This is a genomic window from Ereboglobus luteus (genome assembly GCF_003096195.1).
GTDB lineage: Bacteria > Verrucomicrobiota > Verrucomicrobiia > Opitutales > Opitutaceae > Ereboglobus > Ereboglobus luteus.
In genome coordinates, this window is the sequence record NZ_CP023004.1 from 192,871 (window position 1) to 216,582 (window position 23,712).

A 23,712-nucleotide genomic window follows, 5' to 3' on the forward strand; every position below is an offset into this window, starting at 1 on the left:
GGCGCATGGCGCAGCACACTTTTCTACTCGCCACTCGCTACTTTTTCCCACCGCCCCATCGCCACGTCCAAAAATGCCGCGAGCGCGGGATCGGGCGCGGGTGGTTGCTTCCAGCCGAGGACAAGCCGGCTCTCGGGCGCGTGGCCGATGAGCGCGTGAAACACCACGTCCTTCTGCAACGGCCCCGCCTCGGAGGGCGTGATGAAGGTCACGCCAATGCCGGCGCGCACCAGGCCGATTCCGTTGGCTCGGGGCCAGACTTCCTCGACGATTTTCGGCGTCACGCCAGCCTGAGAACACGCCGCGATGATGCGGTCGTAAAACCCGGGGTTGTTCGCCCTCGGAAACAACACAAACGGCACCGCCGCGAGATCGCGCAGCCGAAGCAGTTTCTTTTTTCCGAGCGCGTGCCCCGCGGGAAGCAGGATGCCGTTGCGCTCGCGCAAAAGCATGTGCGTGCGAATGCCCGGCGCGGGCGCACCCGCCCCGTTTGTGTTCGGATGAAAAAAGCCGCACCCCAGCTCTCCCACCTGCAACGCGGCAAGCTGGGCGCTCGTGGGCATTTCGTTCAGTTCAAGCCGGATGCCGGGATAACGCCGGTTGAACTCGCGCAAAATATCCGGCAGCACCGTCGCCATCGCCAGCCCCGTGAACGCCACGCGCACATGCCCAGTCTCGCCCGCCGCCAGCGAGCGCAGCTCCCGGCCCGCCGCGTTAAGCGAGCGCAGCACCGGCTCGATGCGCGCAGCAAAGGCGCGCCCCGCGGGTGTCAGCTCGACGCGACGGCGGGTGCGCGCGAAGAGTTTCGCGCCCAGCGCCTCCTCGAGGTGCGCGATCTGGCGGCTGAGCGCGGGCTGCGCGACATTAAGCGACTCGGCGGCCTTGCGGAAATGAAGATGGCGCGCGACTTCGAGGAAATAGACGAGGTGGCGCAGATCGTAGGGAAATTGATACTCGGCAGGCATCAATCACAACAAAATGAGTATTTTTTGATATTGCAAGAATCTGCTATCCTGCGTCCCGATTTATTCGCTTTATCCGCGTATTTTTAACACAAATCCGATCCTAAACATCATGCCAAAAACACTGTTCCAAAAAGTCTGGGAAGCGCACGCCGTGCGCAAACTCTCGAGCGGGCACACCCAGCTCCTCGTCGACACGCACCTGCTGCACGAAGTCACCAGCCCGCAGGCGTTCGGCATGCTGCGCGACCTCAACCTGAAGGTCGCCATGCCCCACCGCACTTTCGCGACGGTCGACCACATCATCCCGACCAACCCCGGCGCGTGCGAGCCTTTCGCCGACCCGCTCGCGCAGGCCATGATGGACGCCATCCGCAAAAACTGCCAGGATAACGGCATCGTGTTTTTTGACCGCGCCACGGGCAAGCAGGGCGTCATCCACATCATCGCGCCCGAGCAGGGAATCACGCAGCCCGGCATGACCATCGCCTGCGGCGACTCGCACACCTCCACGCACGGCGCGTTCGGCGCGATCTCGTTTGGCATCGGCACCACGCAAATCCGCGACATCCTCGCCACGCAAACCATGGCCATCTCGCCGCTCAAGGTGCGCCGTGTCGAGGTCAACGGAAAGCTCGGACGGGGCGTTTACGCGAAGGACGTGATCCTGCACATCATCCGCACGCTCGGCGTCAACGGCGGCACCGGTTACGCCTACGAATTCGCGGGCGAGGTGCTCGACAACATGTCGATGGAGGAGCGCATGACCGTGTGCAACATGTCCATCGAGGGCGGCGCGCGCGTCGGCTACGTCAATCCCGACGAAACCACGTTCGCCTATCTCAAGGACCGTCCCTACGCCCCCAAGGGCGCGGCGTGGGACGAGGCCGTCGCCCGTTGGAAAGCCTGCGCGTCCGATCCCGGTTGCGCCTACGACGATGTTGTCAAAATCGACGCCGCCGACATCGCGCCCACCGTCACCTGGGGCATCAATCCCGCCGAGGGCATCTCGATCAACGAAAACATTCCCGATCCCGCGACCGCGGCCACCGCCGAGGAAAAGGCGGAAATCGAGGAGGCGCTCGCCTACATGAAATTCACGCCCGGCGCGCCCATCAAGGGCACCAAGATCGACGTCGCGTTTCTCGGCTCCTGCACCAACGGACGCCTCACCGATTTCCAGGAAGTCGCCAAGCACATCAAAGGCAAAAAAGTCGCGCCCGGCATCCGTGCGCTCGCCGTCCCCGGCTCGCAAGGCGTCGCGGTGCTCTGCCGCGAGCTCGGCATCGACCAAGTCTTCAAGGACGCCGGCTTTGAATGGCGCGACGCCGGGTGCTCGATGTGCCTGGCGATGAATCCCGACAAGCTCGTCGGCGATCAAGTCAGCGCCAGCTCCTCGAACCGCAACTTCAAGGGTCGCCAGGGCAGCCCGACGGGACGCACCATCCTGATGAGCCCGTTGATGGTCGCCGCCGCCGCCATCGCCGGCCACGTCGCCGACGCGCGGGAAGTTTTCCCCGCCGCAAACAACTAAACGATTTGACGAACAACCAATCCACTTAACCACGGAAAACACGGAGACCAAACCGGGAACGCAGTTTCGACTGCGAAGCGACAGCCAGCCAAAACGATTCTTCACTCCGTGCCTCTCCGAGTCCTCCGTGGTTAAAAAATAAAAACTTTAAACTTAAATAAAATGAGCCTTGCAAAAATCACCCAAGTCACCGGCCGCGCCGTTTACGTGCCCGGCAATGACATCGACACCGACCGCATCATTCCCGCGCGTTTCATGAAATGCGTCAGCTTCGACGGCCTGGGCCAGTATCTGTTTTACGACGTGCGCCACACGCCCGACGACAAACCCACCGGCCACCCGATCGACAAGCCCGAGCACAAGGGCGCGACGGTCATGCTCTCCGGCGCCAATTTCGGCTGCGGCAGCTCGCGCGAGCACGCGCCGCAAGCCATCCACAAGGCCGGATTCCGGGCAATCATCGCGGAGAACTTCGCCGAGATCTTTTTTGGCAACAGCACCACGCTCGGCATTCCTTGTGTGAACGCAAAACATGAGGACATCGCCAAGGTCGCCGCCGCAATCGAGGCAAATCCCCAACTCGAGGTGACGGTTGATGTCGAGCATCTCGAAGTGCGTTTCGGCGATCAAAAAATCCCAATCACGATGCGCGAAAGCGCGCGCGAGGGCCTGGTCGCGGGACGCTGGGATGCGATCGGCGAACTCCTTGAAGCCAAGGACGCAACCGCCGCGCTGGCCGCGAAGTTTCCCTACATGACCGCTTCGTAAGCGCCGCTCCGGCTGCGCCGAGCCCCGGCACCGCGTGAAGGCACGCGGTGCCGCTCCATTTTTATCCGCACAGGGATGCCGAGTCAGGGTCCGAAACTCCCGCGCGCATTAAATTTCTGGAACACTACCCCGCTTTGGGAAGTCATCAACGCACTTCCGAAACACGCCCGCATGCACCGGCCTGCGCCAAAACCGCCGTGCGGACATGTTTTCGCCCGTCGCGCCCTGCGCCGCACGCCTCAAACAAAGAAATTACAACTCAATTAGAAAGTTTGCTCGCAACTTTTCAATAAGCCGACAGTTCTAGGCAATTCGTCTACATGAAATCGACTCTCCCGCGCACACTTGTTTTCGCTCTATTTGTTGGCACCGGACTCTTGGTGCACGCCCAGGACAAAACGCCTGTCACGCCCGTTGAATACCTGCGGCCGATGAAAAACAGCTTCTCCATCGGCGTGCGAATGATCGGCGGCGCCAAGGTCACCTTCGGCGGAAATCTCGGCGCAACCCCGTTCACCGTGTCCCGCGACAGAATCAACTCCGGCGGATACGACAACGGCACAATAACCGCCGACGACAAGGATTCCGCCTCCGGTGATCGTCCGGCCTATTCGGACAGCACATGCGTCACATGGAAAAGCATGCCTGGCGGCGTCGAGGGTCGTTATTACACCATTAAACTGGATAGCGACGGGAAGGCCATTCGCGACAAGGATGGCAATGTGGTCATCACAGGCAATTATGTGTATTACAACAAAGACGACTCCAATTGGAGGCACTACACAAGAAACTGGTCCTACTCGGGCGACAGCGGCCAGTTAAGGGACAACCCCGACAATTCGGACTACCAGCAAGTCGGCATGAGCGCCTTCTCATCGAGAGGCTCCACGGACACGGTCACTGCTGAGGACAGCAGAAACCCCGGCGTCGAACTCACGATGGGGCGCGTCATCCAGCGCTTCAAGTATTTCGAATGGGGCATCGGTGTCAGCTTCGGCGTCTCCGAGTTCAATGCCAAAACCCGCCAGTCTGTGAATGTAAAACTCGATTACATAACAGATTGGTATGATATTTACACCACCGGCGACAAATTCGGCGGCACGCCAACAAAAGGCAAACTCAAGACACATGGCGAAGCCTCCAGTTTCCCCAATATTTTTGTCCCCACGGAGAATGACGACGAATACCAAGACTTGAAATACACCTATGTGGACAGCAACGGAACTGAAGTTTCAGGTTACACCGCCCTGGAGACAACCAATCCCATCGGCAACACCAGTGCGGCCACCGAGGAATCCAATTTGAATGATCCCGACAGGGATAAATTGCTGGACGGCACCGCCGACGGCTACTGGCAGGTCAAGGGTGTCTATTACATGTTGCGCCTCGGCCCGATGGTGCGCATTCCGATCGGCAAACGCTTCTCGGCCTATCTCAGTGGCGGATACATGGCCGCCTACGTGGGCTCCAAATTCCGCTACGCGGAAAATGTGAACGTCCCCCATGGGACCAGCACCATAAGCACAGCCTACAAGGAAACTTACGCAAATGGATATTCGGTCACCACAGACACCAAGAACAACCAGAAATACATTGGGGGCTTTTATTTCGACGCGAATCTTGAATGGTGGACGAGCACACGCACCGGTTTTTATGCCGGTGTGGCATACGAGCGCCTGAATTCATACAAACAGGATCTGCACGGGCGCAACGCCAACATTAAAATGGACAACGGTCTCGGCATCCGCTTCGGCATCATCACGCGATTCTAATATTTGACTGGCATTTTTGGTAGGGCGAAGCCTCAGGCTGAGCCGAAGTTTTTCGTGCCCCGTGGCACTCCGAATTTCATGCCGTTTTTTTCGGCTCACCCGGACGGTTTGCCCTACCTGTAAATCAAAAACTTTTCGCGACGCTTCATAAACTCGTCCTGCTCGCTCTTCCAAAGCGCGTGGATTTCCGCGAGTGTTTTGCCCGACTTGATCGCCTCGAGCGTCGGTTTGTGAAGAAGCAGGCGGCTGACTTTATCGACGGGAAATTGGTCCGGATACATTTGATACAGCGTCCGCGCCAAGATGATTCCGATATCGACCGAATTGTAAGCCTGTAAATCGGTGAGCATGATGTAAACGCCGCCGCATTCCGCGCCCTTGTGGATGCTGGCGGTCGGCGTGAAACGGATGGGCGCGAAACGCACACCGGGCAATCCCTCGGCGTTGAGTTTTTCCGCGAACGCAAGCTCGTCGATGTAGGGCGCGCCGACTTGCTCGAAGGGCGTGTCGGTGCCGCGCCCCACGGACAGCGAAAATTCCACCAAGCCGACACCCGGGTAAAGCGCGGCTTGTTTCAGGTTGCGCATGTTGGGCGAGGGATTTGTCCAAGGCTGCCCCGTTTGGTCAAACCACAGGGCGCGCGTCCAATTTTCCACTTGGATGACGGTCAGTTTCGCGCCGAGTTTTTTTTCGGCGTTATACATTTTTGCCAGTTCGCCCACGGTCATTCCGTGCCGCAACGGCACGCGGAAGAAACCCACAAATGTCGGCGGCTCGGCCAGCACCGGACCTTCGACGGCGGCGGCGTTGATCGGGTTCAGTCGGTCGAGGATAAAAATTTCCTTTCCGTTTTCCGCCGCCGCCTCGATGGCCAGTCCCATCGTGGACGCGTAGGTGTAGAACCGGCAGCCGATGTCCTGAATGTCGAACACCAGCGCGTCGATGCCTTCGAGTTGTTTGGGCAGGGGCTTGCGCCGTTTGCCAAGGTAGAGGCTGTAAACGGGCAAGCCGGTTTTGGTGTCGCGACCGTCTTCTATTTTGCTCACATCGTGCTCGCCGCGAATTCCGTGCTCGGGACCAAAGAGCGCCACGAGGTTCACGCCGGGCGCATTCTTGAGAAGATCAATGGTCGGGTTGCGCTCGCGGTCGTGCCCTGTGTGATTGGTTATCAGGCCGAGGCGTTTACCCTTGATCGGCGCGAAGTTGTTTTTCACCAGCACGTCGATGCCGTTCAAAACCTTCGCGCGGGAAGCGGCGCGTTTGGTCGCGGGAATCGGGGATTCGATTCGCGCCGTCAAATCCTTGTCCGCGGGCACGCCCGGGACGCCGGCGAAATTAAAATCGCCCACGATTTCCGCCGTCAGCGTGCCGAGCTTGGAATAGAGCGGCACGATGCTCGACTCGCGGGTGGGATGGTTGCGATTGGAAAGGAATATATAAAATGTGCGCGAGTGGGGATCGATCCACAAAATCGTGCCCGTGAAACCGGTGTGCCCGTAGGAGCCGAATGGAAAAATCTTTCCGCGCGGGCGGCTGTAACCGCTGGCAATGTCCCAGCCCAGCGCGCGCGGCGGAAGGTCGCCTGACGTCTGCAAGCTGGTCATCAACCTGACCGTCTCGGGCTTGAAAATGCGCGCGCCGTCAAGCTCGCCCTCGTTGAGCAGCATCCGCGCGTAACGCGCCAAGTCCGCTGCTGTGGAGAACAGCCCCGCGTGCCCGGCGACGCCGCCCATCTTTCGCGCTGTCGGATCGTGAACGACGCCGCGCCACGGCTTTTTGTCTTGGACGACTTCCGTCGGCGCGATGCGCGGCAGTTTTTCCGGCGCGGGAAGGTAGCCGGTGTCGGCCATTTTTAGCGGTGCGAAAATTTCGCGCGCGGCAAACTCGGACAGCGGCACTCCGCTGACGCGGCGGACAATTTCGCCGAGCATAAAAAAGTTGATGTCGCTGTAACGAAACGCCGTGCCCGGCGGCGTGCGCGGAATTTCTGCGCAGGCCTTTTCGATCGCGGCCGCCGCGCCACTCCAACCCGATTTTGTTTCGATGCCGGGACGCAGGCCGGAGGTGTGCGTCATCAATTGCCGGACGGTTATCCGCTCCTTGCCGTCTCCCGCGAACTCGGGGATGTAGGTGCGCACCGGCTCGTCCAGTTTGATTTGTCCGCGCTCCACGAGCAGCATCACGGACGGCGTGCACGCCACGACTTTCGTGAGCGAGGCGAGGTCGAAAATCGTGTCCTCGGTCATCGTTTCCACCGCCGGAACGAGCGCGCGTTTTCCGAACGCCGAATGAAAACGCTCGCCGTTGTGCTCGACCCACAACACCGCGCCCGGACAATGCCCCTCCGCGATGGCGTCGTTGATGAAGGCCTGCATCTCGGCGAGTTTCTCCGGTCGCAACGCCGGTGTTCGAGCCGCTGCTTGCGACGATGCGCACAAGCAAAGGCAGAGGGAACAGAAGAATAAAACAAGGGTGCATTTGAGGTTCATGAGATTCATGGGTGCTTGTGTAGGGGCGCACCTTGCGTGCGCCCTGATGTGCGAAAAACTGTAGCGTTCGTATTCAAAAAGCGGGCGGGCGTTAGGGCGCACGCAAGGTGCGCCCCACGGGTTGTCATTGTGCGTTTTTCTCCCGAAGCCGTTTGACCGTGTGGGCCGAGGGGGAGACGGTTTTGCGGCGGGATTCGGGCCAGGCGCTCATTTCTTCGAGCGACTCGAACAGCGCGTGGCACGCGGTTTCGTAATCGACGCCGGCCAGTTCGCTGACCAGGCGGATGCTCCGGTCGATCAGCTTCTTGTTCGATGCGTCAACGTGCGCCATCCAATTTCCGCTGAGGCGTCCGAGTTTGCCCATCGTCGCCGTGGAGACGTTGTTCAACGCCAGCTTGACGGCGAGGTGCGCGAAAATTTCCAAGGGCGATTCGGGCATGTCCGCCTCGATGAAACAGATTTCGTCCAACGGATTCGAGGCGGGGCGGCGCGTGCCGATCAGGATGGCGGCGCGGCGTTCGAAACCGGCGGCGGCGCGCTCGAACGCCTGATACCACTCGTCGCGGTTTTCGAGATGCGCCATTTCCGCGCCCGCCAGAAATGCGATGGCGGCGTTCGGACGGACGGCGGTTCGCGATGTGTCCGGCTCGCAACCGATGCGGTAGGTTGCCAGGCGCGCGCGGTCGATTTTTGGCGGATTCTCGATGATGCGCTCGGCGGCGCCCATCGCGCGATAGTCGTCGGGCGTCCACGTGATGCAGTTTGGCTCGTGGCCGAGGAGCCGTCGCCATGCCGAGTCCGCATCGCGAAGCGGCTCTTTCACGTAGGCCCATGAAACGGGGTCGTCCGGCTCGAGCGTCGAGCGAAACGGCGGCACCTTAAATGTCGGCGAGCGCTCCGTCGTGTCGGTGAAAATGTCGAGCATGTATTCGTCGGGAAAATAAGTGATGAGTCCCGACTTGGCGTAAATATCCCGCTCGAAATCGACCCAGGCGGCCATGGCGCGAATGTTTTCCGGCGTGCGTATTTGCCGGAGAAGTTGACGGAAGCGCGCGGCTCCTTGCTCGGGCGCGGCACCCGACGGGAAAATCGCCTGCGTGACAGGCGCGGGCAATCGCCCGGGGAGAAAGTCGGCGAGCGCGGCCTCAAATGCCAGCCCGGCGATGAGCAGCTCGATGGTCGTCGCCTGCATTCGTGTCGAGCCGGCGACCGCCATCGGCCCTGTCGCCAAGTCGATGATGTTGACGCGCGCATCGGTGATCACGGCCCGCGAACGCTCGACTTTTCGGACGAGCAATTCGGCGGGATTGTTGAACATAAAATGCGCGCGCGATCCGGCGGCCAGCGCGCCGTGAATCGTGCCGATGACCGACGAGGTTTCGCCGCCTTCGCTGATGGCCACCAAGCAGTCGTTCGGCCCCATGCCGGCGTCTTGCGCCTGTCGTTGTCCGAAGGAAATGTAGTCCTCGAAGGATTCGACGGAGCGGATTAACGCGTAGTCGCCGCCGGTCATGATGGCCTGCGTTTGCTCGAGGAGAGTCGTGAAAAAATCGCACTGCTCCGGGAAACGGACCGCCGCGTTCGCGCAAAACTTTCGGTGCGCCGCGTCCAGCAGGATTGCGAGCCGGCCGGTGGCGCCGCAGCCGCTGAAAACAATCCGTCCGCCGAGTCGGAGTGTTTCGAGGATGTCGGCGCGCAACTTTCCGAATTCCTTCGAGGCGAGAACACGATCGACGACGGGCGGGATGTCGTCGTCAACGCGCAGCAGCATTTCGATTCCCTCCGCCGTGTTTTTTTCGAGCGTTTGAGAAAGTGTTCGCGTGACCGGATGCGATTGCTCCGTGAGCATTTCGCCGAGGTGAAACGCGGTTTCGTTTTTCAAGAAATGTTCCGCGGCGAGGCGGGTGGATTCGGTGGGCATGTTTTTTGGGAGTTGGTGGTTGTTGCTAATTCAAACTGGTTTGTTTTTTGACCACGGATTTCTCCGCGCGCTCCGTGGTTGGTTGCTTGTTTTTTCAGTCTTTCAGCCGGTCTTTTTTAAACGTGAACAACAGGGCGCAGAGCACGCAGATGCCGCCGATAATCCAGGCGACCGAGACGATCCGAAACGCCAGGGCGATGCCGTCGCCGGTTCCGTAAAGCCGCCCGAAATAGCCGAACAGCGTCGGCGCAAACGAGCCGATGCTCATCGCCGCCAGAAGCATCAACGCGACAACCATCGCGCGGAGTTTCGGCGGCACGACATCGAAAATCGCGGCGTGGGTGTTCGTTTCATAAAGGCCGCGGAAAAGGCCGAAGAGAAACAAAATCACCCAAAGCGTTTGCGGCGACCCGACGCTTCCGATGAGAAAAATCATCGGCACGCCGAGAAACATGACCGTGGTTTGCAGAACGAGGCGAAACGATTTCCAACGACGCACCAAGGTGTCGGTCAGGAAACCGCCGACGATCACGCCGATCCACGCCGCCGCGAAGTGCATGAACATGCCGTAGCCCCGCGCCTCCATTTCCGAAACGCCGAAGCGCTCCTCAATGAAAATCGGCGCGAACGCAAGATAGGCGTTGTTCACGAACACCACCGCGATGAACCCGGCCGTCAGCAGAAGCACCGTCGGGATGCGAACGATCTGCCGCACCGCGCTCCAAAACGGAATCTTTTCGGCAGTCGGCGAGTTGTCCGGGGCGTCCGATCGTGCGTCGGAGTCCGCGGGTTTGTCGCGCAAACGGAATATCAGAATCGCGCCCATGACGATGCCGAGCCCGCCAAAAATATAGAAGACCGAGCGCCAGCCAAAGGCGGCCGCGATGGCCGTGCCGAGAAACCCGCTGATCATCGGCGCGATGTAAACGGCGCTTTGGTGAATGGACAGCGCGCGCGCCCGCGTCTCCTTGTGAAAGCTCGCGATCATGGCGGTCGATGACGGCCCGTAAAACGCCTCGCCGCCCGCGGTGGCGATGCTTCGGAAAATGAGAATGCCCACGAGCCCGGTCACCGTTCCCGTGATCATCGTCGCCGCGCTCCAAAAAATCAGGCTTATGGTGATGATCCATTTTTTGCTGCACCGGTCGCCGACGTAACCCGCGACTGGAACCATCGCCGCCATCACAAAAAACAAAAGCTGGTGACTCAGCCCGATCTGGAGGTCGTCCAAGCCGAGGTCGATTTTTATATTTTTTGTAAGGACGCCAAAAATCGCCCTGTCAATCTGGTGGAGAAAATACGTGCAAAACAGCAGGAGCATCAACTCCCACCGGTAATTCTTGGAAAGCGGCCGCGACGCGCGGGGCGAAGGCGAAACAGAAGACGGGGCGGGGCTTGGTTGGTTGTGTTGCATGAAAAGTATTTTTTAGAAAACACGACGCGGGCGTTTCCGCCTGTGTCGATGTTCGAGGGCATTCATTCGTCCGGGAACTCCGAAAGGGTTTAGCATTAAAAAATATCGATTGCGGAATTGTGGAAGAACAAAAACGCAAAATGCGATTAAACCGAATTTTTGCCGGCGCATGCCGTGAAGCGTTGTTACGCGGCGCGTTTGTTTTTGCGAACGATGATAATCATCACGGAAAGGATTATGATCGCGGCGGCGGCCAAAGTGCGAAGCGTCACAGGCTCGTCAAGAATCAGCCATCCGAGAAACACAGCGACGATCGGATTCACATACGCGTAAGTGGACACGCGCGCGGGCGTGCTGTGCGTGATGAGCCACGTGTAGGTGGAAAACGCGACAAGCGAACCGATGACGATCAAATAAAAAAGCGCTATCCATGAGCGCGTGCTGAACGAGCCGATATCAATCGAGGCCGGCTCGCCGCGAACGAAAGCGGCGACCGCGAGCATGGCGCCGCCGCAGAGCATCTGCATGGCCGACGCGCTGAACGCCGGGGCGGGATTGCGGACATGCCGCGAAAGAATCGAGCCTGTTGCCCAGAAGACCGTCGAACCAATGATGGCGACGACGCCTTTCAACGGAAGCGCACCGTCATCGTTGAAGTGTTCCCATGGCGCGACCAGCACGATGATGCCGGCAAAGCCGATGACGAGCCCGGCAATCGTGTAAGGCCCCGGACGGCGTCCGCCGGGAAACGCCCATTCGATAAGCACCATGCACATGGGGGAAAAACCGATGAGAAGCGCGGTGATTCCCGAGGGGATGTATTGCTCGGCCCAGATGACAAGGCCGTTGCCGCCGAGCAGCAGGAACGCGGCGATAAGCGCGTTGTCACGCCATTGTCGCGCGGTGGCGCGGGGCGAGCCGCGCAGTTTCACAAACGCAAACATGATGACGCCCGCGACAAGAAAACGCACGGCGGCCATTGAAAGCGGCGGCATGGTTTCGACTCCGACACGCATGGCGAGATACGTGCTGCCCCAGACGATATAAATCGTCAGAAACGCGGCGACGAGCGCGACAGTGCTTGCGGATTTGGCGGATGATACGGACATGGATATGCTACAAATTAAAAAATACGGAATGCGCGCGGCGCAAACCGCCAAGTTTATCCCTGATGAGAGACAAACAGGTAAACTCGACAGCCGCACAGGACACTGATCAAGCCTCCTAAAGTCCACAAAACAAACGGAGAAAGACCGACCGGCAGACATGCGTGCCGCCGCACCTGAACGGGACGAAATCCTCATTGCCGCCCACGTTTGGCGAAGCGGGCAAACACGCGCGGGTGACGGTTACGGGATATCCGCGCGATGTCATTGTGGAGATTCAAGTGATTATTGAAGTCAAAGGTTGAAAAAACGGAAAAATGCCTTGCGCTTCGCCCGCGCTAAGTTTTCGTAGCGCAACACCATTCTAAAGGAGAGATGGCTGAGTGGTCGAAAGCGGCGCTTTGCTAAAGCGTTGAAGGTGTAACAGCCTTCCGGGGGTTCGAATCCCCCTCTCTCCGCCATTTAACACGCTTAATAAGAATGAGTTAAACTTTAACCCCACTAGATTTGCCAGTTGATGCGGCAAATCCTGTGTGAAACAAATAAAGTTCAATCTCAAAGAATTCAAAAAATCAAGCGGTGCCACATCCATTCAGTCCCATTGTGGAATTGTGGAAGGTTAGCATGATGTTTGCCGCAAGATTCCCGGAGAGGGTGCCCTGTCGAAATGTTTTTTCTGTGCGCTCATTTATGCCGAAAACGCGCATGTCGACTGGTTTCGGCGCATCAAACTTGATGCCTGACGCATACGGCACGAAAAAAAGCCGGACCTGAATCAGGTCCGGCTTTTCGCGGATGAGTGATTGAACAGCCAGTTTACTTTATTTCGCCGGCTGTTCCTATTGTTGTCGGTTCGCCTTACAGCGTGCCGGCGTAGATCGCCTTGGAACCGAGCTCCTGCTCAATGCGGAGGAGCTGGTTGTATTTGGCGATGCGGTCCGTGCGGCTCGCGCTGCCGGTCTTGATCTGGCCGGCGTTGGTCGCGACGGCGATGTCGGCGATTGTCGCGTCCTCGGTTTCGCCGGAGCGGTGCGAGATGACGGCGGTGTAGGCGGCCTTGTGCGCCATTTCAACGGCGTCGAAGGTTTCGGTGAGCGAACCGATTTGGTTGACCTTGACGAGGATCGAGTTGGCAACGCCCTGCTCGATGCCCTTGCGAAGGAAGTCCACGTTGGTGACGAAGAGGTCGTCGCCGACGAGCTGCACCTTGTCGCCGATGGCGTCGGTGAGTTTTTTCCAGGTCTTCCAGTCGTTCTCGGCGCAGCCGTCCTCGATGGAGTCGATCGGATACTTGGCGGTGAGCTCCTTGTAGTATTGCACGAACTCGTCGCCGGTGAACTGCTGGCCGGTGCTCTTCTTGAAGACGTATTTGCCGGTCTTCTTGTCGATGAACTCGGAGGAGGCGACGTCGAGCGCGAGCATGATGTCCTTGCCGAGCTTGTAGCCGGCGGCCTTGACGGCGGCGGCGATGGCGTCGAGCGCGTCGGTCGTGGAGGCGAGGTTCGGGGCGAAGCCGCCCTCGTCGCCGACGGCGGTGGAGAGGCCCTTGCTCTTGAGAACTTTCTTGAGCGCGTGGAAAATTTCGCAACCGGCGCGGAGCGCCTCGGAGAAGGTCGGGAAATTGACCGGGCGGATCATGAATTCCTGGAAGTCGATCGGGGCGTCGGAGTGCGCGCCGCCGTTCATGATGTTCATCATCGGAACGGGAAGAACTTTTGCGTTCACGCCGCCGAGGTAGCGGTAGAGGGGAAGGCCGACGGCGGCGGCGCCCGCGTGGGCGGCTGCCATCGAGACGCCGAGGATGGCGTTGGCGCCGAGCTTCGACTTGGTCTTGGTGCCGTCGAGCTTGAGCATGGCGCGGTCGAGGCCGACCTGGTCGGTCACGTCGTAGCCGACGAGCGCGGGGGCGATGATGCCCTTGACGTTGCCGACGGCGGCGAGCACGCCCTTGCCGCCGAAGCGGGTCTTGCCATTGACGCCCTTGGGGAGCGACTTGGCGGGCGCGGAAGCGTCGCGCAGTTCGAGCGCCTCGTGTTCGCCTGTGGAGGCGCCGGAGGGAACGGCGGCGCGTCCGACGATGCCGGAGGCGAGTTGGACATCGACTTCGACCGTGGGGTTGCCACGGGAGTCGATAATTTCACGAGCATTGATAGCGGTGATGGTTGTGTTCATATGGTGGAAAAAATTCGGAACGGACACTGTATGAGTGAAAAGTGCGCGAGGTAAAATGTTTTTCTTGCGGTCAATTTTCCAAGCCCCGGCGCGCTTTCGTTTATTTTGCGATCGCGCCCGCCCGCCCCGAGCCCGCTTGCAATTGCCGCACCAGCTCCGGCATGCTTGCCCCGATGGGTGAACCGGCGAGGAATTGCCCGGCCCGGGTTTTGTGCCCGCGCGCGAGCAGCATCGCGTAAACGTGCATTTCAAATTGCCCTCGAATCGTGTCGCTCTCGCTTGCGAAACCAAGCGCGTTGAGCAAGGCGATCAGCGCCTCGATGGTCGAAAAATGCCCCGCGCTGTGCTGCGCGCGCAGCCAGTAACGGCTTTCGCCGCGCAACGCCGACACCGGCAGGCGCACCTTCCGCCCCCATCCATCGACATGGCGGAGCATGTCGTTTGCCTGCGCCCATGTGCCGTCGATCAAAAGCACCCGCAGGTTTTCCAGCGCGCCCGCGCCGGGCGGCGGTTGTTCGCGTTGATCGCGCAACACATCCTCCAGCGCCTCGCCGCGCGGGTGCAAAATCCACAGCGCATCCGCCCCACCGTCCCGAACGACGTCCTCGCGGCGCGGCAGGCACTGGTTGTGCCAAACGATCCGACGCGACGCCGGCACGACGCGTCGAATGAGGTTTCCCGTGCTCGTCGGTTTCCACACCTCGCTGTTGTGCATCAGCACATCGAGCGCGAACGGCAGCGCGACCGCGCGCGACTCCGCGCAGACGCACCAACGCGGCGCAATCTGGCAATGCGGACAGCGGGGCACCCCGCGCAACACGACACTTCTAGCCATAAATTAAAAAGTTAAAAAAATCCAAATGACCCAATTTCAGGAAATATCCAAATCCCAATATTCGCCCGCATGTGAATCCTTGCCGCGCCGGGTGCATTTTGCAATTTTCACGCGCAATGAGCCGCCCGACCGACATACTCTGGATCGTAACCACGCAATGGCGCGCGCAGGCATTTGGTTTCGTGGGCGACCCGAATCTCCGCGCCCCCTCGCGCACGCCCCGCCTCGACGCCCTCGCGCGCGAACCGGGCACAATCAACTTCGCGCAAGCCGTGACGCCCCACCCTTTCGGCCCCTTCGCGCGCGCCGCGCTGCTCACCGGCGTTCCCTCGCCCGAAAACGGCGTTAACGATTATTACGATCCGCTGCCCGCAAGCAGCCGCACCATTGCGCACATGCTGCGCGAACACGGTTACTCCACGGCGTTTTTCGGAAAATGGCACTTGTCGAAACGCGACCCGCGCGCGCCGCTCGTCGGCGAAACACACGCGCGCGCCATCGTGCCGCCCGGGGCGCGCGGAGGCTTCGATTTTTGGGAGGGATTTGAAAGCGGTTTTTTGTTGAACGACCCGTGGCTGCACAGCACGCGCCTGCCGGAGCCGCGACAATTTCGCGGTTACCAAGGCGACGTGCTTTGCGAACGCGCGCTGGAATATTTTTGCGGGCAAGAACCCGCATGCGAAAACTCGGCGCGCGCGCCGCGGTTTTGCATCGTGAGCCTCGAGGCGCCCCACCCGCCTTACGACGCGCCGGCGGCAAACGCCGTTGCTCCGAATCCAGAACAACTCGTCCTGCCCGCAAACGTGCCGGCCGGGGGCGAAGTCGAATCAAAAGCGCGTCGCGAACTCGCCGGTTATTACGCGCACATCGGGGCAACCGACGCGGCGGTCGGACGCCTCATCGCCGGCGCGCGCGCGAAAAATCCCGACACCCTGGTCGTGTTCACCTCGGTGCATGGCGATATGCACGGCGCGCACGGCCTGTTCCGCAAAGGTTGGCCGCACGAGGAAAGCGTGCGCGTGCCGCTGCTGGTGAATCATCCGGCCCTCGCGCCGGAATCGATTTCGAGCAACGCCGCAGTCTCGCTCATCGACTTGCCGGCGATGACACTTTCCTTCGTGGCGCAGGCTGCCAGGTCTGATTCCGAAAAAAAACGTTCTGGCTGTCCGCGCATCGATTCCACGCACGCGCGCATCTCGATGCCAAGCGTGGTGCGCCTGCCGCATCAATGCGACCGCGCGTGGCGCGGCGTGCGCACGCCGGCGCGCAAACTCATTCTCAACGAGGACGGCTCGCCGTGGCTGTTTTTCGATTTGGAAGCCGATCCGCTCGAAGTGCGCAACCTCGTTGGCGAGCCGTCCCGCATCAATGAAATCGCCGCGCTCAAATCCCTGATATCAGGATAGCGCAATCACGCCGCGAAGTCACAGCACCGTGCGCGCCCTCATTGATGCTGCGTCCCCGCCGCTCCCTGCGCGGCGACGGCGGCCTGGGCGGCGGCGATTTCGGCGGGATCACCAAGGTAGCGATGTCCGAGCGGGTGCAGGTCCGCGTCCAGTTCATACACCAACGGCACTCCGGTGGGGATGTTCAACTCGACGATTTCTTTTTCACCCACCCGGTCCAAATATTTCACGAGCGCGCGCAGACTGTTTCCGTGGGCGGCGATGAGAAGCGTTTTCCCGGAGCGGATTTGCGGCGCGATTTCACCGTGCCACAACGGCATGAAACGCGCCACGGTGTCCCGCAGGCATTCGGCGCGGGGCAGTTGCGCGCGCGGCACGGATGCGTAAAGCGGATCATTGCCCGGGAAGCGCGGATCGCCCTCATCAAGCGCGGGCGGCGGAGTGTCGTAACTGCGGCGCCAGATTTTCACCTGTTCGTCGCCGAGTTTTTTCGCGGTCCCGGCCTTGTTGAGGCCCTGCAGCGCGCCGTAATGGCGCTCGTTGAGACGCCAGTCTTTTATGAACGGAATCGAGAGCTGGTTCATTTCGTCGAGCGCGAGCCACATCGTCCAAAGCGCGCGGCGAAGCACCGACACGTAGGCGGCGTCGAATTTCAAGGCGGCGTCCCGCATGAGCCGCCCGGCCTTGCGCGCCTCGTCGCGCCCCTTGTCGGTAAGATCGACATCGGTCCAGCCCGTGAACCGGTTTTCCTTATTCCAAGTGCTTTCGCCGTGCCGCAGCAAGACGAGCGTGTGGGTGCTTTTGATGCCGTCCATGATGCCAAAGGATACGCGTCTTGCCGGAAAAAGAAAATCATGCGCGCGTAAAACGATTACGAAATTGCGAAACACTTTTTTGCGAAACGCAAACGGACGCGAACCAATCCGGCCAGCGCCCGAAACTTGTTGCACAAAACAATCCGTTTCCCGCATTTTAAAAACCTTTCCCATGAAAAAGCACCCGTTTCCAATCCTGCTCCTTTTAATCGCACTCACGCCCTGGCTTTCGGGCCAGTCCGGCGAAACCGGCAAAAAGAATTATTACACCGGCACCGCCGAGGACCTGCTTTCCCTGGTTCCGCCGCCGCCCGCCGACGACTCGCCCGCGGGCATGGCCGACCTTGAAACAATCCTCCAATTGCAGCGCGACCGCACCCCCGAGCAAATCGCCCGAGCAAAACGCATCGACAGCCACTCCTCCACGCAAATGGGCGCGGTGGCCTTCGGCCCGAGCTTCACCAAGGAAAATTTCCCGCGCACCACGGCGCTCATGCAGGAACTGCGCGCCACCCGCAGCAAGATGATCGGCAACGGCAAGGAAATCTGGAAACGCCCGCGCCCCTACCAGCGCAGCAAGGAAGTTGTCATCTGTGTGAAAAAACCGAAAGACCTCTCCTATCCCAGCGGACACTCCGCGACCGGCGCGTTCAGGGGCGCGCTCTATTCCGCCGCATTTCCCGAATACAAACCGATTTTTGACGCCCAAGTCCGCGAAACCATGTGGTGCCGCGTGCTCGGCGGCGTGCATTATCCGACCGATGTCATGGCGGGCCGCGACCTCGGCATACGCACAGCCGAGGCCATGCTCAAGAACCCCGACACACAGGCGGCGATCAAGGAAATCCGCGACGAAATCACCGCCTACATGAAAAAGCACCCCGAGGTCGAGGCCCACGCCAAACAGCGCCTCGCCGAGGTCACGGCGAAGCCGGTTTCCCGCCGCGGCAAAACGTCGAAAGACCAGCTCAAGATCATTGCAACCCTCGTCGCCAAGGAATCGCACAAGAGCGCGGTCCGCAACGCCCTCACCGCCGTGGTTGACGGCACCCGAAAGGAGCCCGGCAACATCTCCTACGCCCTCCATCAGGACACCGTCAACCCGCTCAAATACACCATCATTGAAGTCTGGAAAAACCAGGAGGCCATCGATCTTCACAACAAATCCGCGCACTTCCTCGCCTTCGCCGAGACAATCAAGGACAAGGTCGACTCCCTCTCTATAGATATCATTCGCGAGATCTACTAGGAAACCGCCCGCTGGCGTTGCGCCACTTCCATAACGCCGTCACGATTTCTCCGAATCCGCCTCGTCATTCGACTCCAGCGAGGCGGTTCGTTTGCGCTTCCTCACGGCCTCGCGCAGCACGAACTCGATTTGTCCGTTGACGCTGCGCAACTCCTGCCCGGCCCACGCCTCCAGCTCGACCCAGAGTTTTGGGTCCACGCGCAGTAAAAAAGTTTTTCGTTCGGGAGCAGCCATCGCGCTAATTCTGTCGCCGCACACCCGTGCGTTTGCAAACCTCCTCTATAAAATAATCCGTGTCTCTTGGCGAAACGACCACGCAGCGCGTCCCCCAGCGCAGCACGACGGAGCGGTCCGTGTCCGTCACGTAGGCGCGAAACTTCCCCGCGCGCTTGCCGCGAAACCAACCGTGAAACGCGCCCCATCCGCCGTTGCCGAACGAGCGCATGACGCCCTTGAACACATCGGCGTCCGGTTCAATCGAGCGCAACCCCGCCAAGTCGTAACGCGCGCTCCAAAATGTCATCTTAATCGAAAGCTGTTGCCCGGAAATTTCCAGGCTGGTGATTCGCGAGCAAAACCACGCCACAATCATGATGCCGGCAACGGCCGCCAACATTGCCAATGCAAGCGCCCCCCCGCCGTCCGGCGTTTTCGGGACAAACAAAACGACATCCAAAATCGTCACGCACAGAATAATCGCCAGCACGACCCACGTTATCAGCATTATCCTGCCCGCGCGCGGCGCCGGCAAGAACTCCGCGTCCTCGTATTTTTCCGCCGCGCCCAATGCCGGGTCGTTCGCATTCATGGTGCCGTCCCTTGTATTCGATTTATGAATACAGTGTTCCCGTGTTCACCACCGGGTGCACCTCGCTCTCGCCGCAGAGCACGACGAGCAGGTTGCTCACCATGGCGGCCTTGCGCTCGTCGTCGAGCGCCACGACGTTTTTCTCAGACAAATCCTTGAGCGCCATCTCGACCATGCTCACCGCGCCATGCACGATCTTCTGCCGCGCCGCGATCACCGCCTCCGCCTGCTGGCGGCGCAGCATCGCCTGCGCGATCTCCGGCGCGTAAGCCAGGTGCGTGAGCCGCGCCTCCTCGACAACCACGCCCGCACGCGCAAGCCGCTCCTGCAATTCGCGCTGCAACTCCGCCGCGATCTCGTCCGCCGACGTGCGCAATGTCGGCTCGCCCTCGCCGCCGTCGTCATACGCATACGCGCTCGCCAGGTGCCGCACCGACGATTCGCTCTGCACCGTCACATAACGCGCAAAATTATCCACGTCGAACAACGCCTGCGCCGTGTCCTCCACGCGCCACACCACCACGGCCGCGATCTCGATGGGATTGCCGCGCTTGTCGTTCACCTTGAGCCGCTCGCCGTTGAGATTTCGCGCGCGCAACGACACGCGCAGCTTCTTCAGCAGCGGATTCGCCCAGTGAAAACCGCTCGTGCGCACCGTCCCTCGATACGAGCCGAACAGCACCAGCGCCGCGGCCTCGTTCGGCTGCAATGTGAAAAAACCCGAGCTCACAAACACCGCCAGAGCGATGCACACGACACCCGCCAGCAAAAACACCGGTGCACGGCCAAAACACAGCGCGACACCAAGCCCGAACATCACGATGGCCACCGCCACCATCAGCCAGCCCGATTGCGCTGAAACACGTTTTTCGCGATTAACAGAAACCACCTTTTCCAAGTTTTTAGATGTGCTCATGGGATACTTTTTTCGAAATCGAAGTGATATCATATAGATTTCAGAAAAACTTCAATCATATTTTCCCCAAAAACATCTGTTCGCACCCTCATTCTGCGCCAAATCGTCCCCGCCGCGCGCACTTCTGACGCACGGCGGCACACACCAAATCAACGCCCCCCTCGAAGCCCCGCCCATTTGCATTGGCACGCATTATGCGTTAACATCCGCATTATGGATTTTCAAAAACTCACCGCAATGTCGCGCCAGGCGGTCACTGACGCGCAAAACGAAGCCCGCAACCGCAGCCACAACGAAGTCGACGCGTGGCACCTCCTTTACGCCCTGCTCCGGCAGGAAAACGGCCTTGTGCCCGCCCTCGTCGAAAAACTCGGCCTCACCACCAGCGCCCTCACGCTCGCCGCCGAGCGCGAGCTCGACCGCCTCCCGCGCGTCACCGGCAACATCGACGTCTCCAAAATCTACATCACCCAGGCCGTCAACGAAGTCTTCATCGCCGCCGAAAAGGAGGCGAAAAAACTCAAGGACGAATACATCAGCGTCGAACACCTCTTCCTCGGCCTCATCGAAGTCGGCAAGCCGCCCGCGCTCGCGAAATATTTCAAGTCCTTCGGACTCGACCGCGACACCGTCCTGAAAACACTCCGCGACATTCGCGGCAACCAGCGCGTCACCACCGACAACCCCGAGTCCACCTACCAGGCGCTCGAAAAATACGGCGTCGACCTCGTCGCACAGGCCCGCAAGGGAAAAATGGATCCCGTCATCGGTCGCGACGACGAAATCCGCCGCACCATCCGCATCCTCTCGCGCAAAACCAAAAACAACCCCGTGCTTATCGGCGAACCCGGCGTCGGCAAAACCGCCATCGTCGAAGGCCTCGCGCAACGCATCGTGCGAGGCGACGTCCCCGAGGGACTCAAGGACAAAACTCTTTTCGCGCTCGACATGGGCGCGCTCATCGCCGGCGCGAAATACCGCGGCGAATTCGAGGAGCGCCTCAAAGCCGTCCTCAACGAAATCAAAAAGTCCGAGGGCCGCACGCTCCTCTTCATCGACGAACTCCACACCATCGTCGGCGCCGGAAAAACCGAGGGCGCCATGGACGCCGGCAACCTCCTCAAGCCCATGCTCGCGCGCGGCGAGTTGCACTGCATCGGCGCCACCACGCTCGACGAATACCGCAAGCACATCGAAAAAGACGCCGCCCTCGAGCGCCGCTTCCAGCCCGTGCTCGTCGAGCCGCCCTCCGTCGAGGACGCCATCTCCATTCTTCGCGGCCTCAAGGAACGCTTCGAACTCCACCACGGCGTCCGCATCCAGGACAACGCCCTCGTTTCCGCCGTCACTCTTTCCAACCGCTACATCTCCGACCGCTTCCTCCCCGACAAGGCAATCGACCTCATTGACGAGGCCTGCGCCATGATCCGCACCGAAATGGACAGCGCACCGCAGGAACTCGACGCCCTCCAGCGCCGCGTCCTCCAGCTCGAAATCGAGGAGGCCGCCCTCAAGCTCGAAAAAGACGAGGCCAGCAAACGCCGCCTCGAAACGTTGCGCAAGGAACTCGCCGACACGCGCACCGAAACCGCCGCGCTGAAAGCGAAATGGGACAAGGAAAAAGCCGCCGTCGCCCGCGTGAGCAAAGTCCGCGAGGAACTCGACGCCGCGCGCGTGGCCATGGAAAAAGCCGAGCGCACCTACGACCTCAACAAACTCGCCGAACTCCAGCACGGCAAAATTCCGCAACTCGAAAACGAACTCAAGAAACTCGAAAAAGCCGAGGCCAGGACCGAGCTCTTCAAGCAGGAAGTCTCCGCCGAGGAAGTCGCCGAAATCGTCGCCAAGTGGAGCGGCATCCCCGTAACGCGCCTCGTTGAAAGCGAGCGCGAAAAACTCCTCCGCCTCGCCGACACGCTCCACCAACGCGTCATCGGCCAGAACGAGGCCGTTGACCTTGTCAGCGACGCCATCCTCCGCGCCCGCGCCGGCATCAAGGACCCGCGCCGCCCCGTCGGCAGCTTCCTCTTCCTCGGCCCCACCGGCGTCGGCAAAACCGAACTCGCAAAAACACTCGCCGCCACCCTCTTCGACACCGAGGACGCCGTCATCCGCATCGACATGTCCGAATACATGGAGAAGCACAGCGTCTCGCGCCTCATCGGCGCGCCCCCGGGCTACGTCGGTTACGACGAAGGCGGCCAGCTCACCGAGGCCGTGCGCCGCAAGCCCTACGCCGTCGTGCTCTTTGACGAAATCGAAAAAGCGCACCCCGATGTCTTCAACGTCCTCCTGCAAGTCCTCGACGACGGCCGCGTGACCGACAGCCAGGGCCGCACCGTGGATTTCAAGAACACGATCATCATCATGACCTCGAACCTCGGCAGCCGCCACCTGCTCGAAGGCGTCACGGGCGACACCATCCCGGAATCAGTCCGCGAAAGCGTGATGGCCGAGCTGCGCAAAAGTTTCCGTCCCGAGTTCCTGAACCGCATCGACGAAACCATCCTCTTCAAGCCGCTCACGCTCGACGAAATCACGGCCATCGTTGACCTCCTCCTGGCCGACCTGAACAAGCGACTCACCGATCGTCGCGTCACCGTGACGATGGACAAGAAGACAAAAGAATGGATCGGCGAACGCGGTTACGACCCGGTCTTCGGCGCGCGCCCGCTCAAGCGTTATCTGCAACGCGAAATCGAAACCAAACTCGCGCGCGCCCTGGTCGCCGGCGAAATCACCGAAGGCGCCGAAGTGAAGTTCAGCGTGAAAGACGACAAGCTGGTGATGAAAACGTAACAGCGCGCGAGAGTGTTTTAGGTAGGGCGGTTTCGCCGAAACCGCCGTCTGCATCCAATGGCCGCCCAATAATCTTTGCAATCAGCCACAAGGCCACATGCTTTGGCGGCTGGCAAAGACCGGCGCATCATGCACACGCCAAACCCCACTCCTCCCGACGGCGCTTTCAGCACCCCGGCATCAAGCGACAATCCGTCAAGTGTCCCGCCAAATATTTCACTCCCAAAACGCAAAAAACTCCCGCACGACATCCCCTCATGGGTCAAGGACGGGGAAACTTATTTCATCACAATCAACTGCACCCCGCGCGGACTGAACCAGCTTGCCACCCCGGACATCGCGCAAACCGTGGAAGATAGTTTCATTCATCGCCAGCGCATCTGCCAATGGTGGATACAACTTCTCGTGCTCATGCCGGATCACTTGCACGGACTGGTTTCATTCAGCAGGACAGTCTCCATGCGTCGCACGGTTTTCGACTGGAAACGCTATCTTGCCCGGCACAAAAACATCCAGTGGCAGCGGGATTTTTTCGACCACCGCATACGCGATCATGCATCACTGGCTGAAAAATGGCACTACATCCAAAACAATCCCTTGCGCAAAAACCTCTGCGCGACACCCGGCGAGTGGCCGTATCAATGGCACAATGGACAGCCTCGCGCGGCGGTTTCGGAAGCGGCGGTTTCGGCGAAACCGCCCTACCCTCGTTAACCAACACGGCAGAAGCATGCCCGCGCGCCGGA

The 23,712-nt window shown here is 60.2% G+C and carries 18 protein-coding genes and 1 tRNA gene; 8 read left to right on the plus strand and 11 right to left on the minus strand.

Annotation, left to right across the window (positions count from 1 at the left end; all coding sequences use genetic code 11):
* Positions 1-23: 23 nt before the first annotated feature.
* Positions 24-965 (minus strand): LysR family transcriptional regulator, encoded by a 942-nt coding sequence (locus tag CKA38_RS00830; protein WP_108823806.1) that lies wholly within the window; start codon positions 963-965, stop codon positions 24-26.
* Between the two features lie 109 nt (positions 966-1,074).
* Between CKA38_RS00830 and leuC the strand changes: the two genes are divergently transcribed.
* The 3 genes from leuC to CKA38_RS00845 all read left to right on the plus strand — a co-directional run bounded on the left by leuC (position 1,075) and on the right by CKA38_RS00845 (position 5,036).
* The gene (gene leuC, locus CKA38_RS00835) at positions 1,075-2,496 is read left to right on the plus strand and encodes a 3-isopropylmalate dehydratase large subunit (RefSeq protein WP_108823807.1); all 1,422 of its coding nucleotides are present in this window, start codon (positions 1,075-1,077) and stop codon (positions 2,494-2,496) included.
* A 162-nt stretch (positions 2,497-2,658) separates the two neighbouring features.
* Positions 2,659-3,264, plus strand: coding sequence for a 3-isopropylmalate dehydratase small subunit (leuD, locus tag CKA38_RS00840; RefSeq protein WP_108823808.1), 606 nt, complete (start codon positions 2,659-2,661; stop codon positions 3,262-3,264).
* Positions 3,265-3,584: 320 nt separating this feature from the next.
* Positions 3,585-5,036: a hypothetical protein gene (locus tag CKA38_RS00845; protein ID WP_108823809.1), complete on the plus strand. Its 1,452-nt coding sequence runs from the start codon at positions 3,585-3,587 to the stop codon at positions 5,034-5,036.
* A gap of 113 nt (positions 5,037-5,149) precedes the next feature.
* On the opposite strand, the gene CKA38_RS00850 is transcribed toward CKA38_RS00845, so the two are convergent.
* From CKA38_RS00850 to CKA38_RS00865, 4 genes are all read right to left on the minus strand, one after another.
* Positions 5,150-7,411, minus strand: coding sequence for an exo-beta-N-acetylmuramidase NamZ domain-containing protein (locus CKA38_RS00850; RefSeq protein WP_202863937.1), 2,262 nt, complete (start codon positions 7,409-7,411; stop codon positions 5,150-5,152).
* A 238-nt stretch (positions 7,412-7,649) separates the two neighbouring features.
* The gene (locus CKA38_RS00855; protein ID WP_108823811.1) at positions 7,650-9,446 is read right to left on the minus strand and encodes an N-acetylmuramic acid 6-phosphate etherase family protein; all 1,797 of its coding nucleotides are present in this window, start codon (positions 9,444-9,446) and stop codon (positions 7,650-7,652) included.
* Between the two features lie 94 nt (positions 9,447-9,540).
* On the minus strand, positions 9,541-10,860 hold the full coding sequence (locus tag CKA38_RS00860; RefSeq protein WP_108823812.1) for an MFS transporter: 1,320 nt from the start codon (positions 10,858-10,860) through the stop codon (positions 9,541-9,543).
* A 185-nt stretch (positions 10,861-11,045) separates the two neighbouring features.
* Positions 11,046-11,969 carry an EamA family transporter gene (locus tag CKA38_RS00865; RefSeq protein ID WP_161554645.1) on the minus strand — a complete coding sequence of 308 codons (924 nt, stop codon included), beginning with the start codon at positions 11,967-11,969 and terminating at the stop codon, positions 11,046-11,048.
* 366 nt (positions 11,970-12,335) lie between these two features.
* Between CKA38_RS00865 and CKA38_RS00870 the strand changes: the two genes are divergently transcribed.
* A tRNA-Ser gene (locus tag CKA38_RS00870) sits at positions 12,336-12,427 on the plus strand.
* Between the two features lie 397 nt (positions 12,428-12,824).
* Here the strand turns inward: CKA38_RS00870 and eno are convergent.
* Together eno and CKA38_RS00885 are read right to left on the minus strand one after the other, a co-directional pair.
* Positions 12,825-14,138: a phosphopyruvate hydratase gene (eno, locus tag CKA38_RS00880; protein ID WP_108823815.1), complete on the minus strand. Its 1,314-nt coding sequence runs from the start codon at positions 14,136-14,138 to the stop codon at positions 12,825-12,827.
* A 100-nt stretch (positions 14,139-14,238) separates the two neighbouring features.
* On the minus strand, positions 14,239-14,973 hold the full coding sequence (locus CKA38_RS00885; RefSeq protein ID WP_108823816.1) for a tRNA-uridine aminocarboxypropyltransferase: 735 nt from the start codon (positions 14,971-14,973) through the stop codon (positions 14,239-14,241).
* A gap of 116 nt (positions 14,974-15,089) precedes the next feature.
* Here CKA38_RS00885 and CKA38_RS00890 point away from each other — a divergent pair, with 116 nt between their 5' ends.
* A complete protein-coding gene (locus tag CKA38_RS00890) occupies positions 15,090-16,379 on the plus strand; it encodes a sulfatase-like hydrolase/transferase (protein ID WP_108823817.1) in 1,290 nt (429 codons plus the stop codon).
* Between the two features lie 38 nt (positions 16,380-16,417).
* Here the strand turns inward: CKA38_RS00890 and gpmA are convergent, their stop codons facing one another.
* Complete coding sequence (gpmA, locus tag CKA38_RS00895; protein ID WP_108823818.1) at positions 16,418-17,194, minus strand: 2,3-diphosphoglycerate-dependent phosphoglycerate mutase; 777 nt, start codon at positions 17,192-17,194, stop codon at positions 16,418-16,420.
* A 172-nt stretch (positions 17,195-17,366) separates the two neighbouring features.
* Here gpmA and CKA38_RS00900 point away from each other — a divergent pair, with 172 nt between their 5' ends.
* Positions 17,367-18,443: an antibiotic biosynthesis monooxygenase gene (locus tag CKA38_RS00900; RefSeq protein ID WP_161554646.1), complete on the plus strand. Its 1,077-nt coding sequence runs from the start codon at positions 17,367-17,369 to the stop codon at positions 18,441-18,443.
* Positions 18,444-18,482: 39 nt separating this feature from the next.
* Here the strand turns inward: CKA38_RS00900 and CKA38_RS00905 are convergent, their stop codons facing one another.
* The 3 genes from CKA38_RS00905 to CKA38_RS00915 are packed head-to-tail and all read right to left on the minus strand — an operon-like array spanning position 18,483 to position 20,167.
* On the minus strand, positions 18,483-18,641 hold the full coding sequence (locus CKA38_RS00905; RefSeq protein ID WP_236919081.1) for a type II toxin-antitoxin system antitoxin: 159 nt from the start codon (positions 18,639-18,641) through the stop codon (positions 18,483-18,485).
* A gap of 40 nt (positions 18,642-18,681) precedes the next feature.
* Entirely contained in the window at positions 18,682-19,251 is a 570-nt protein-coding gene (locus CKA38_RS00910) for a PH domain-containing protein (RefSeq protein WP_108823821.1), read from the minus strand.
* A gap of 22 nt (positions 19,252-19,273) precedes the next feature.
* A complete protein-coding gene (locus tag CKA38_RS00915; protein WP_202863938.1) occupies positions 19,274-20,167 on the minus strand; it encodes an SPFH domain-containing protein in 894 nt (297 codons plus the stop codon).
* Between the two features lie 213 nt (positions 20,168-20,380).
* Between CKA38_RS00915 and clpB the strand changes: the two genes are divergently transcribed.
* Complete coding sequence (gene clpB, locus CKA38_RS00920; protein WP_108823822.1) at positions 20,381-22,966, plus strand: ATP-dependent chaperone ClpB; 2,586 nt, start codon at positions 20,381-20,383, stop codon at positions 22,964-22,966.
* Between the two features lie 129 nt (positions 22,967-23,095).
* The gene (locus CKA38_RS00925) at positions 23,096-23,680 is read left to right on the plus strand and encodes a transposase (protein ID WP_108823823.1); all 585 of its coding nucleotides are present in this window, start codon (positions 23,096-23,098) and stop codon (positions 23,678-23,680) included.
* Positions 23,681-23,712: the final 32 nt, after the last annotated feature.